6 protein-coding genes are annotated in these 12,797 nt (G+C 68.3%); 1 reads left to right on the top strand and 5 read right to left on the bottom strand.

Annotation, left to right across the window (positions count from 1 at the left end; translation table 11 throughout):
• Window positions 1-24: 24 nt before the first annotated feature.
• The 4 genes from QSJ97_RS07150 to QSJ97_RS07135 form a co-directional block, all read right to left on the bottom strand.
• A complete protein-coding gene (locus QSJ97_RS07150) occupies window positions 25-3,750 on the bottom strand; it encodes a hypothetical protein (protein WP_285670999.1) in 3,726 nt (1,241 codons plus the stop codon).
• Between the two features lie 47 nt (window positions 3,751-3,797).
• Window positions 3,798-5,432, bottom strand: coding sequence for a hypothetical protein (locus QSJ97_RS07145; protein WP_285670998.1), 1,635 nt, complete (start codon window positions 5,430-5,432; stop codon window positions 3,798-3,800).
• A 160-nt stretch (window positions 5,433-5,592) separates the two neighbouring features.
• A complete protein-coding gene (locus tag QSJ97_RS07140) occupies window positions 5,593-6,999 on the bottom strand; it encodes a hypothetical protein (RefSeq protein WP_285670997.1) in 1,407 nt (468 codons plus the stop codon).
• Window positions 6,999-8,462, bottom strand: a complete 1,464-nt coding sequence (locus tag QSJ97_RS07135) for an NAD(P)/FAD-dependent oxidoreductase (RefSeq protein ID WP_285670996.1) — start codon at window positions 8,460-8,462, stop codon at window positions 6,999-7,001. Before QSJ97_RS07135 ends, QSJ97_RS07140 begins: the two co-directional genes overlap by 1 nt.
• 349 nt (window positions 8,463-8,811) lie before the next feature.
• Here QSJ97_RS07135 and QSJ97_RS07130 point away from each other — a divergent pair, with 349 nt between their 5' ends.
• A complete protein-coding gene (locus QSJ97_RS07130) occupies window positions 8,812-10,230 on the top strand; it encodes a bifunctional enoyl-CoA hydratase/phosphate acetyltransferase (RefSeq protein ID WP_285670995.1) in 1,419 nt (472 codons plus the stop codon).
• Window positions 10,231-10,291: 61 nt separating this feature from the next.
• On the opposite strand, the gene QSJ97_RS07125 is transcribed toward QSJ97_RS07130, so the two are convergent.
• Window positions 10,292-12,682 carry a trimethylamine N-oxide demethylase gene (locus QSJ97_RS07125; protein ID WP_285670994.1) on the bottom strand — a complete coding sequence of 797 codons (2,391 nt, stop codon included), beginning with the start codon at window positions 12,680-12,682 and terminating at the stop codon, window positions 10,292-10,294.
• Window positions 12,683-12,797: the final 115 nt, after the last annotated feature.

The raw sequence follows: 12,797 nt of genomic DNA, 5'->3' as shown, positions 1-12,797 counted from the left end.
GTTTCTGCTCCCGGATCAGCGGCGTCACTTGGACTCTTTCGGGCTCACGCAGCCCAGGATGGCGACCTCGACCTGGTGGAAGGCGCTCGCCAGATAGTTCAGCGCGACGCCCTGGTCGAAGGGGTTGGTGGCATAGAGCTTCACGACGGGGTGCTCGTCGGTCAGCGTCCGCACCCAGCGGAGCTCGGCCAGCGCCTCCTCGCGCAGGGTGATGCGGGTCGCCTTGGTGCCCGTCTCGCTGTCCTTGTCCTTGATCGCCTGGTCGATCTTGCGGGCGACCGAGGTCAGGTTGGAGGCGTCGAACATGTTGGAGATCTGCTGCAGGGAGCTGTCGACATCGTTGACCGCGTTCCGCAGATCGGTCTTCTGCTTCTCGTGCGCGGTGCGGATGCCCGGCTTCTCGGATTCCTCCGCCGCCTCCTCGAGCGCCTTCTCCAGCTTCTCGTCGATCGCCTTCAGCGAGGCCTCGAGCCGGGCCTCGATCTCCGCCGCCTTCAGCCCCTTCGCCTTCTCCTCTAGCTTCTCGAGGAAGGCGTTGAGGGTGGGCAGCTTGTCGCTCACCGTGGTCAGGTCGCCGATGCCGACGGCGCTGTACATCTTGGCCGCCTTGATCTTGTCGGTGCTGCCCAACATCCGGGCGATCTCGGCAACCTCCTGCTCGAGCGCCTCCAGCTCCGTGATCGCCTCCTCGTAGCCCTCGCGCTCCTCGGCATTGGTCACGGTCTGCTTGCGCTTGCTCTCCGCCGCATCCGTCCGGTTCTTGATCTGGATCAGGATGTCGTTCTCGGTGGACTTGAAGATCCAGCCCTTCTCGCTCTTCTTGCGGACCTCGGCCTTGAGCTTCTTGATGTCGGACTTGAGCTGCGACCGCATCTTGTTCATCTTCTTCTTGGCCTCGGCCTGCTCGATCGAGGAGGTCGAGACGTCGCTGATCCGGCTGCCGAAGGACTCGACGAGCTTGAGCAGGTCCTCGCCGGTGGCGCTGCCGGCGGTGTCGAGGCTGGTCTCGAACTTGGCCATCGCCTGCTTCAGCTTCTCGAGCTCGGTCTCGGCCGCCTCGATCCCCGGCTGGGTCTTGCTGTCGAGCTTGCGGAAGGCGGCGAGCAGTTCCTTGCGCCAGGTGCCGTCGATGTGGTTCTTCGGGATCTTGTGGGTCTTGAACTCGCCCTTCGACTTCTTGATCAGCTGCTCGACCTCGCTGATCCGCCGGATGATCTCCGGGTCGGTGCTGTCCTGGTACTCGGTCTTGAGCTTGACCAGCAGCCGGTCGATGCCGCCGTCGATCAGCGCCTCCATGCCCGAGCCCAGCGAGTTGCTCTCGCCGCTCAGCTCGTCGAACACCGCGCTCAGCTCCCAGTGGATCCGCATCGCCGTGGCATGCACCGTCTTGTAGGTCTGCCGCAGCGCCTCGGCATCCTTCTGCAGCTTGACGATGGCGCGCAGCTGCTTCTCCGCATCCGCCTTCGCCTCGGTCGGCAGCTTCTTCGGATATTCCTTCTTGAAGTTGTCGTAGTCGGTCTTCTTCTCCCCATAGTCGTTGGTGAGATATTTCGAGATCGGGTTGCTCGTCATCGCATTGTCGCACCACTTCACGATCTCGTCGATGCGCTTGTAGCAGTCCGGCCCCTTCTCGGCGATCTCGTCGAGGAGCTTCTCGGTCTCCTCGGCGTATTTCTTCATCGCGTCCTCGCAGCCCTCGGCGGAGGTCTCGGCCATCATCGCCAGCGATTCCGCCCGCTGCTTGAGGAACACCATCATGTCGCGCGGCACGTGCTTCTCGTCGCGCCGCAGCACCTCCTCGCCGCCGACGAGGCCCGACTTGATGTCGATGAGCTGGTACTTGAACTTCGGGTTGCCCTCCTCGTCGGTGCCGTCGGGAACCTTCATCACCCGGTCGGACGAGACCTCGACGCGCTTGCCGCGCCAGTTCTTCTCGAAGAACTTGCCGGCCTCGAGATCCTCCTCGGTGACCTCGATCTCCTTGCAGTTGAACATCTCGACGAGCTTGTTGGTCACCTTGGCCGAGACCGCGACCGCCAGCTTGGCCTCGTCGGACTTCTCCCGCTCCGGGATGGTGATGTCGTCGAGCGCCTCCTTCAGGTCGGAGAGCGCCGATTTCACATCCGCATAATCCCGCTCCGTCGCCGGGTTCACCGAGTCATGGGTGCTGACGATCTGCTCGATCGACTCGCGGATATCGCCGCAGCCGCCGATCAGGACGCTCGCCTCCGGCGCGCCCTGCGCCCAGAAATTGCGCGCCCGCGCCTCCTGCACCTCGAGCTCGCGGCGATACACCTCGTCGAGCTTGGGCGGCGGCGGCGGCGCTGCCGGCAGACCCATGCGCCGCTGCATCACGAAGAACTGCCAGAGCCGCGAGACCTCGAAATGCACCACCGAGGCATAGTCGAGCCGGCCCTCCTCGACCAGCTTGCGCGCATTGGCGAGCATCTTGGTCAGCAGCGCCGCCTGGTCCGAGGAGATCTCGGTGAGCTTGGTCTCCTCGGGGAAGACGCGCTCCGAGATGATCTCCCGCGCCAGCGAGGTCTCGACCTGGCGCAGCAGCTCGGCATTGCGGGCGAGCACGTCGCGGTCGTTGTCGAGCACCACGATGCTCAGGGATTCGTCCTCGAGCCGGTTGTCGAACTCCTCGATCTTGGCCGGGAACTCGTCCTCGAGCAGCTCGGCGATCTTGTCCGCCAGCGTGCTCTGGGTGTCGAGCCGCCGCTCGGTCTCGATGATCCGCTTGGCGCGCTCGGCTCCGGTCTCCTGGTAGCGCTCGCACTGCGCGAGGCGCGATTTCAGGTCGTCGAGATGCGCCTCCTTGGCGAGGATCTGCTGGCGGATCTTCTCCTTATCGCCGGGGCTGGCCTCCTTGAACTCGTTGCGCAGCTCGTCGATCTTGGTCTGCTGCGCGGTCACCGCCTTGCCGAGCTTGTCGATCTCGGCGGTCACCTGACGCCCGCGCTCGGCCTCGCGCTTGACCACCGGGAGGTTCTTGTAGCGCTCGTTGCTGGTCATCTCGCGCGTATAGTTGCCGATGCGCTTCTGCATCAGCCGGATCACCTCGGCGACGAACACGTCGCCGCGCTCCACGAAGAGGTCCGGCTTGCCGTAGACCAGTTCCTCGAAGGTCTCGAGATCGACGCTCGGGTCCTCGCCCTCGGTGCCGATCGCGGTCATGATCGCCTTGCGGATCACGTCCTCGAGCTGGTCGAACTTCGCGATCTCGGTCTCCAGCGCGGTGATGTCCTCCTGCGCCGCGGTCTCCATCTCGCGCCGGGCCTCGCGGAAGGTCTCGTAGGCCGCCTCGTGATACTCGTCGCAGCGCTTGAGCGCCTCGTCCGCCGCCGACAGCTTGTCGCCCTTGAGCGTGCCCTCGAGCTCGCGCATCCGGGTCAGGTAGTCGGAGATCTCGCGCGAGAACTCGTTGAGCATGGACTGCACCCGCGAGAAGTCGGGCACCTCCATGTTCTCCTTCATGTTCCGCTTGTTGTTCTCCAGCGTGGCATCCGCGAAGGAGGAGATCGTCGCCAGCTTCTCGTACAGCACCTGCACGCTCAGATGCGGGTGATCCTCCTTGATCTTGTCGATCCGCAGCTTGAACATGTTGATGCGGTTGTAGACCTCGAAGGTGGCATACTTGAGGTCCTCGTTGAACTGCGCCTTCTTGTTTTTCTTGTAGCGCTTGCCGGTCTTGAAATACTTGACGATGAAGTCGCGCTGGGTCTTGGTGAGATCATCAAACGGCATGACCTATCTCCGTGTCGATATCTGGGCGGCCTGACGGCCCTTGAGGCTCACGAGACGACTGCAGGCTCGGCAGCCTTCTTCAGCGTTTCCTGGATCGCCTGCAGCGCCGCGGTGGCGGACGCGGTCAGGGAGATCTTCTCGAAGCCGTTGTTGCTGTCGACGTCCTGGAAGAAGCTCTCGCTCAGCAGCGTGGTGTAGCCGTCGATGATGTTCGAGGCCTGCTCCTTCAGCTTCTCGCGGGTGGCGCCGTCGCCGGTCACGGTCATCTGCTCCAGCACCTTCTCGAGCCGGTCGTCGAAATCCTTGAGATAGGCGCGCAGATCCTTCGCCTCCTCGGCGATCGGGTCGAGCTCCTCGTCGACCGAGCATTCGTCGATGATGCTGGCGGTCAGCTTGTCCATCTCGGCGTTGAGCTTCTCGCGGGTCTTGCTCCAGAGCACGCGGGCCTTGTTGAGCGCGACCGTGTCGACCGGGATCTCCCTGGGCCTCTCGGGGCTGGTTTCGGCGGCGCTCGCCGCGGCCAGCCCGAGCCCGCCGAGCTGCTTCTCGATGGCGGTCAGCAGCTTCGCCGCGTCGTCGAGCCGGCGCCCCTCGATCAGCCCGCGGACCTTCTTCGCCGCCTCGCCGAGCTTGACCTTGAGCGTGCCCTGCGGCGGCGTGTCGGCGAGCTTGCCGACGGTGTTCATCACGCCCTTGAGCCGCGCCACCAGCGCCGCCGGGTCGATCGCCGGCTCCTCCGGCTCGGGGGTTTCCGTCGGCTCGGTCGGCTCGGTCGGCTCGGTCGGGGTCTCGGTCGTGCCGGTCTCTTCCGAGGTGGTGCCGGTGGTCTCCGGCTCCTCCGCCATCAGCTCGTCGAGCTCGGCCTCCTCGGTGAGATCGATATCCTCGAGCGATTCGTCCTCGTCCTCCTCGTCGGCGTTCTCCAGCACCGCGCCGTCCTTCACCACCACGACGCGGCCGAAGGCGGAGATGCCGAGCTTCTTCAGCATCAGCTTGGTGCGCTTGGCGAGGCTCGGGATCATCTTGCCGTCGACCTGCAGCACCAGCGTGCGCGCGCCCATCGGCTCCATGCCGAGCGCGGTGGTCAGCGCCTCGGTGCCGGCGATGCCGAAGGTGAACTTCTTCACCGGCACCACCTTGCGGATCTGCCCGGCCAGCGAGCGCCCGCCCTTCTTCTTGTGGAAGTTCATCCGCATGTCGGCGGGTTCGTTGTTCTGCAGCACCAGGGCGAAGCTGTAGGTGTTGCGCTTGAGCTTGTTGGCGAACTTCTTGAGGAACGCGGCATGGGCGTCGCCATCGGCGAAATGGCCGCCGCCGCCATCCTCCTCGAGCTCGTCCTCCATGTCCTCGAGATCGCTGCGGATGCTGTCGAGCTCGCGCGCCAGCACCTTCTCCATCACCGTGATGGTGTTGCCGAGATCCTTCAGGACCTCCTTCTTGCCCTTGGCCTTCTTCTCGAGCTCCTTGGCCTTGACGACAACCTTCTTGCCCGCATCCTCAAGCCCGGCGATCGCGTCCTGCATCGCGGCGATCGACCTCTGGTCGGGGTTGCGCAGGCCCCCGTTCGCCTTGGTGTACTTGTCGATGGCGTTCTCGAAGGCGGTGCCCGCCTTGTCGAGCCCGTCGGGGGCTTCCTTCTTCCACCATGCCTTGCTGAGCTGGAGTGTCGAGTTGCTTTTCATCGTCGCCTCGCTTCGCACCAAGCTGCCCACGGCGAACAGCCCGAGAGGTCAACGCCGAGATGCATGACCAGGCTTGTTGCCGAATTGAAATGATGGACCCAGTGTGAGCCATATTGACCCTCAGTCAAGCGACGCGGCCCACCCTCGCCCCGCTCCGAACTCATGCGCCCTCCCGCCTCCGGCGGGCGAGCCAGAACAGCGCCGCCAGCGCCGGCAGGAGCCAGGCCAGCCGCGTCTGGTAGCGATCCACCGGCGCCGAGAGCCCGCCGAAGATCGCGCCATTGGCCAGCAGGCCCACCGTCACCACCGCGAGCAGCGCGCGCTCGTGCGGCCCGGCGCGCAGCCCGTCGCGCAGCGCCATCCGGCCGATCATGCCGAGCCCGGCCAGCACCGAGAGCGGCAGCACGACGTCATAGGCGGCGAGCAGCCCGCGGCCGCGCGCGCGGTCGATCTCGAGCTGCGGCCGGCCCGCGGCGTCGAACACCGCGCGGCCGGCAAGGATCTCCCCGGTGCCGATGCTGACGAGCTGGACCAGCGTGTTGCCGGCCAGCGACCAGACCTGCTGCGCCGGATATTCCAGGAAGGCCCGCCAGAGGATCACCGGCTCCTCGGCGCGGACCAGGGCCAGCAGCTCGGTCGGCCCGTCGCGCAGCCCTCCCTCGGCCCAGAGCGTGTCGTGCACGGTGTCCGGGATCGTCTCGAAATAGCCGCAGACGGCATAGTTCTCGTCGGCGCAGTGCGCCTCGAGATGCCAGCGCGCCGGCCCGTCGGCGATCGAGCGGGCGAGCAGGATCGGCAGCCGCCGGGGCGCGACGCTCGGCCCGTCGAGCACCAGCGCGCCGAGCGCCATGTTGGCCCCCACCGCCAGCATCAGCGGCGCCAGCCCGAGCGCCGCCGCCCGGAGCAGCGGCCGCCGCGCCGCCAGCCGCAAGGCCAGCGCCAGCGCCACCACCGCGCCCGACAGCGGGATGTATCCGTGATGGCTGACGATGGCGAAGCCGGCCACCAGCCCCACCGCGGCGCATTGCCGGGGCGAGAGCGCATCGACCCCGCGCACCAGCAGGCAGGCATGCAGCACCACCGCGGCGGCCAGCACGTCCGGCATCAGGTAGGAGGCGAACCAGGCCAGCGGCGTCAGCGCCACCACCAGCGCGCCGGCGAGCAGCCGGTCGGCCGCCGGCGCCGCGGCCTCGGGGCCGACCAGCGGCCCGGCCAGGAACAGCACCATCGCGCCCTGCAGCAGCGCCGGCCCGGCGAAGCCGAGCGGCGTCTGCGCCGCCAGATGCACGAAGGCGGCGTAATAGACCGAGCGCAGGCTGTTGGCCTGCCCGGCCAGCTCGCCGACCGAGCCCGCCGCCGCCCCGTCGCCGCCCGGGAGCAGCCCGAGCAGGCCCTGCACCACCGCCTGCCCCTCGACCGCATAGGGCAGCGAATCGAGGAAGAACAGCGGCGCGCCGAGGAACAGCATCGGCCAGCTCAGCACCGCCGCGCCGGCCAGGCAGGCCAGCCCGCCCGGAACCGTCACGACCTGCGCGCCCGGCCATGGATGGCCCGCGGCCTTGGCCATCAGGCAGCCTCCGGGACGGCGGATTTCGGCTTCTCGAACTCCTCGAGATAGGAGCGCTCGACATTGACCTTCCAGAGATCGTGCCGCTCGCCGGCCAGGTTGCGCGCCGCCAGCATCGCGGTCAGCATCGAGTGGTCCTGGTTGTTGTAGCGATGCAGCCCGTTGCGCCCGACGGTCTGGAAGTTCTCCAGCGTGCCGAGCCAGTCGGCGATGGTCTCGAGCGCGGTGCGATAGGCGCTGTCATAGACCGGATAGGCCCTCGGCTGGCGGATCACATAGGCGTCGATCACCGTCTCCGCCTCGGCCAGGCCGAGCCGCTCGAGCTCCGCCGCCGCCTTGGCCTGCAGCGCTTCGTCGGACATCGTCCAGAGCGCATCGCCGGCATGGCAGAAATACTCCATGCCGATCGAGGCGGTCTCGGGATCGGCCAGCATCTCCGGCGACCAGGCGCGGAAGTTCTGGATGCGGCCGACATCGACCCCCGGCTCGTGGATGTAGAGCCAGTTGTCCGGAAACGGGTCGGCATGGTCGAGCAGCAGCGTGACGATCAGGAAGTCGCGGTATTTCAGCCGGCCCGCGGCGGCCAGCACCTCCGGCGGCGGCGCCGGCTCGATGCAGCCGATCAGCTCGCCGAGCGCCATGCTGTTGACGAACTCGCCGCCCGCCAGCCGCTCGCGCGTGCCGTCCGGGCCGGTCAGCTCCACCGCGGTGATCCGGCGGCCCTCGCGCAGCACCCGCTCGACCCGGCTCCGCATGCGGATCTCGCCGCCGGCCGCGGTGACGCGCTCGCCGACCCGCTCCCACAGCATGCCCGGCCCGAGCCGGGGATACTGGAACTCCTCGATCAGGCTGGTGGTCGAGTTGGCCCCGGTGAGCGCGTTCCACACCGCCTTGCCGAGCGAGAGGTTCTTGATCCGCTGCGCCGCCCAGTCGGCCTGGATCTCGGAGGGCGGGATGCCCCAGACCTTCTCGGTGTAGCTCTTGAAGAAATGCATGTAGAGGCGCTGGCCGAAGCGGTTGATCACCCAGTCCTCGAAGCTGTCCTCGCGCGGCGCCGGCATCGCCTGCCAGCGCAGATAGCTCAGCACGATGCGCGCCGCCTCGTAGGCACCGATGTTGTAGAGCGCGTTGAACATCCGCAGCGGATAGTTGAAATAGCGCCCGCGATAGTAGATCCGGCTGAGCCGCGGCACGGTGATGAAGTCGTCGCCCAGCACCTCGCGCCACATCGCCTCGACCTCGGGCACCTTGGTGAAGAAGCGGTGGCCGCCGATGTCGAAGCGGTTGCCGTGGTGGTTCTCGGTGCGGGCGATGCCGCCGAGCAGATCGCCCGCCTCCAGCACCACCGGATGCAGGTCCGGGCAGAGGCGCTGCGCCTCGTAGGCCGCAGTCAGGCCGGCCGGCCCCCCGCCGATCACCACGAGGCGTCGTCCCTCGGGCTCGATCCCTCGCTCACAGTTCATCTCGGCCCCCGGGAAACACACACACACTCGGTCTGCATACTAGATGGGGCGATGCTTCGGAAGCCGTCACGTAATCTTTCGCACTGCACCGGCATGTCGAAGGGCACGGAATACCGCCCGATGCGCCCTCGGCATCGCGGTTGTTGCGCCTGGTCCTTGTCCGGTCTCCCATGCCGGCTTTCGTTGCACGTATGGACCCTGCAGAGAAGTGCCAATTCAACACAGTTCGTCCCAATCCGGGCGGCGGCGGCGGTTCCGGAAATTTCGTGCAATCTTCACTTTTTCGCAGATGCAGCATCGCCTAGTCTGTCGGTTCGAGAGCGCGGCGGCACTGGCAGGAACGAGCCCGATGATCCGAGAGAACAAGACCCATGACGAGCTTGCCGTCGGCGACCATGCCGAGCTGACCCGGCTCTGCACCGCCGACGACCTCTACGTCTTCGCCCATGCCTCGGGAAACCACAGCCCGCTGCACCTGCCCGAGCTCGACGGCGACGGCGATGGCCAGCCGGAGGCGGTGGCGCCGAGCCTCTGGGTCGGCTCGCTGATCTCGGCGGTGCTCGGCAACATCCTGCCCGGCCCCGGCACGCTCTATCACAGCCAGAGCTTCAACTTCCGCGACCGCGCCCATGCCGGCGACGAGCTGCGCGTCAGCGTGCGCGTCACCGGCAAGGAGGCGGGCCGGCTGGTGCGCCTCGACACCCGGGTCGAGCGGGTCTCCGACGGAAGGCTGATCCTCGACGGCGAGGCCCGCGTCTTCGCCCCCGAGCGCAAGCTGCGCTTCGACGATGTCGATCTGCCGGGCCTGCTGGTGCAGCGCCACGTGCATTTCGACCGGATGGTCCGCCGCGCCGGCCCGCTCGCCCCGATCCCCACCGCGGTGGTCGCGCCGGAGGAGCCGAACAGCCTCGGCGGCGCGCTGCTCGCCGCCGAGGAGACGCTGATCGCGCCGCTGCTGATCGGCGATCCGGCGCGCATCCGCGCGGCGGCCGAGGCGCTCGGCAAGGACATCTCCGGGCACGAGCTGATCGCGGCGCGAACCCATGCCGAGGCCGCCGCGCTGGCGGTGGCGCTGGTGCATGAGGGCCGCGCGCGGGCGCTGATGAAGGGCCATCTGCACACCGACGAGCTGCTCGCGGCGGTGCTCAGGCGCGATGGCGGGCTGCGCACCGGGCGCCGCCTCACCCATGTCTTCGTGATGGACGTGCCGGGGCTGCCCAGCCCGCTCCTGATCAGCGACGCGGCGATCAACATCGCCCCCGATCTCGAGACCAAGGTCGACATCGTGCAGAACGCCATCGACCTCGCGCTGTCGATCGGCATCGACGAGCCCAAGGTCGGCATCCTCTCGGCGGTGGAGACGGTGAACCTGAAGATCCCCTCCTCGATCGACGCCGCGATCCTCTCGAAGATGGCCGAGCGCGGCCAGATCCGCGGCGGGCTGGTCGACGGCCCGCTGGCCATGGACAACGCCATCGACCTCGACGCCGCGCGCACCAAGGGGATCAAGTCGCTGGTGGCGGGCCGGGCCGAGGTGCTGGTGGTGCCCAATCTCGACAGCGGCAACATGCTGGCCAAGGAGCTGACCTTCATCGCCCATGCCGAGGGCGCCGGCGTGGTGATGGGGGCGCAGGTGCCGATCATCCTGACCTCGCGCTCGGATGGCGACGAGGCGCGGCTGGCCTCCTGCGCGGTGGCGGCGCTGCACCAGGCGCGGCTCTCGGGCGAGCTGCCGGCGCCGGAGCCGGAGACCCGGGCGGCGGAGTGAGCGCCCGCCCCCGGCCGCCGCGCCGGCGCCCCCGCCGACGCCCGGGCCGCCCGCTGCCCGCTCAGGCGGGGTAGTTGCCCTTCACCCGCTCCTTGGTCGGATCGAAATGCGGGAACCGGCTGACCCGCGCCTTCAGCCGCTTCTGCTGCCCGTCGAGCTGGCCGACCTCGAGCTCGGTGCCCTCGGCGGCATGGGCCACATCGACCCGCGCCAGCGCGATCACCCTGCCGAGCACCGGCGAGCGCATCGCCGAGGTGACCTCGCCGACCTGGGCGCGGCCGAGGCGGATGCAGTCGCCGTTCGAGGGCACCACCCCGCCCTCGAGATCGAGCCCGACCAGCGCCTTCTGCGGATGCGCCTTGCGCTCCTCCAGCGCCTTGCGGCCGATGAAGTCCACCTGTTTCGACTTCAGCGGCACGGTGAAGCCGATGCCCGCCTCGAACGGGTCGGTCTGGTCGGAGAACTCGTAGCCCGCGAAGATCAGCCCGGCCTCGATGCGCAGCATGTCGAGCGCCGCGAGGCCGAGCGGCACCATCCCCACCGGCTCGCCGGCGGCCCAGATCGCGTCGAACACCGCCGCCGCGTCCTTCGGGTGGCAGAACACCTCGTAGCCGAGCTCGCCGGAATAGCCGGTGCGCGAGATCACCACCGCGGGCCCGTGGAAATCCCCGAGCCGGCCGATCGCGAAGCGGAACCAGCCCAGCTCCTCGATGCTCGGCTGGGTCGGCGGGGTCCAGAACACGCCGGCCAGGATGTCGCGCGATCTCGGCCCCTGCACGGCGACGTTGCAGAGCTGGTCGGTGGAGCTGCGCACCCAGGCGTTGAGCCCGCGCTTCTCGGCCTGCTCGCGCAGCCAGAGGCCGGAGCTGTCGCAGCCGCCGATCCAGCGGAAATTGGTGTCGCCGAGGCGGAACACCGTGCCGTCGTCGATCATCCCGCCATGCTCGTAGCACATCGCGGTATAGACCACCTGCCCGGTCGAGAGCCTGGCCATGTTGCGGGTGACGCAGAGATCCAGAAGCTGCTCGGCATCCGGCCCGGTCACCTCGTATTTGCGCAGCGGCGAGAGGTCCATGATCGCGGCCTTCTCGCGGCAGGCCCAGTATTCCGCGATGGCGCCGTGGCCGTGCATCTGGTTGGCCAGCCAGTAGCCGTTGTACTCCACGAAATCGCGGGTGTGCCGGGCGAAGCATTCGTGGAAGCCCGTCTGTTTGGTCTCTTGCACATCGGCCTCCGGGGTTGGGCGCCATCCGATCGAGCGACGGAAATCCTCGTCCGCGGCATAGGTGCGGACCTGGATGTCGGTCGGGTTCCAGCCATTGGCGGGGTCGACATCGCAGGGGCAGGCGCTGGAGACGCAGACCAGGTCGGTCAGCGCGCGCAGCAGCACATAGTCCCCCGGCCGCGACCACGGCTCGTCCATGCCGATGGCGTTGGCGTCGTCGAGCATGGTGTTGAAGAAGAAGTTGATCGCCGGCCAGCCGCCGCGCGGCCGCACCCGCCAGCGGGCGAGGTCGGCATTGATGTTGTCCGAGCAGTTCACATGGCCGGGATAGCCGAGATCCTCGTAATAGCGCGCGGTGCAGGCCAGCCCGAAGGTGTCGTGCCGGCCGCAGGTGTCCTGCACGATCTCGACCAGCGGCTCGAAATCGACGTTGTAGTATTTCGCGTAGATCCCCGGCGCGGGGTAGAGCGAGCCCATCAGCGAGCGCGTCGCGGTGGGGTCGATCTCGCGCTCGATGCCGCGGTCGAGGGCGCGGAGCGAGAACGCCTGGAAATCCGAGCACTCGCGCCCCTGCACGTCGAGCACCTGGATGTACTGGCCCTTGCGCACCTCGTAGCCGCGCGCCTCGCCGGGCTGGATGTTGAAATCCTGCAGCGGGTCGGCCAGCGGCGCCGGCGCGGCGCGCCCGCCCTTGCCCGGGCCGGGACTGGCGCGGCGGATGTAGAGCACCACCTCGGTCGGCGTGTCCTGCGCCTCGGGCGACATCGGCTCGCCGGGCGCGCAGACGATCAGCAGCCCGTCGGCGGCGGCATGGAAGCTTGCCATGTCGCCGGCCCGCGAGCCCTCGGCAAAGACCCGCACCGCGTCCGCCCGGCCGATGTCGAAGCCCGCCGCGTCCAGCGCGCGGGCGACCCGCCGGCCCGAGGGATCGCCGGTGAGCGCGGCGCGCAGCCCCTCCGGCGCATGGCCGCCGCGGGCGCCGATCAGCCCGGCATCGGAGCGCCCGTCCGGCGCGAAGAACACCAGTTCCACCGGCTGCAGGCCCTCGCGGTCCATCACCGTGATCTCGTCGCCCGCGTCGATCTGCACCGCGCGGCTGCCGCCGCCGGGCACCGGGTGGCGCTCGACCCCGTGCGGCAGGATCGGCAGGCCCGGCGAGATCACCCCGCGCCGCTCGTAGGGCGTCTCGAAGACGGGGCGAACCTCATGAATTGCAGTCTCGGTCATCTTGCCCTCCCTTGGCGCGGATCCGCCGCTGCGGGCCCTGCCCGGGCGGTGCGCCGCCCGGGCGGAGGCGGGGCAGCCGATGGCCGCCCCGCCGATGGCCTCACTTCTCGGCCAG

It is taken from the genome of Paralimibaculum aggregatum, assembly GCF_030270585.1.
GTDB classification, from domain to species: domain Bacteria; phylum Pseudomonadota; class Alphaproteobacteria; order Rhodobacterales; family Rhodobacteraceae; genus Thermohalobaculum; species Thermohalobaculum aggregatum.
This window is presented reverse-complemented; position numbering and strand designations above follow the sequence as displayed.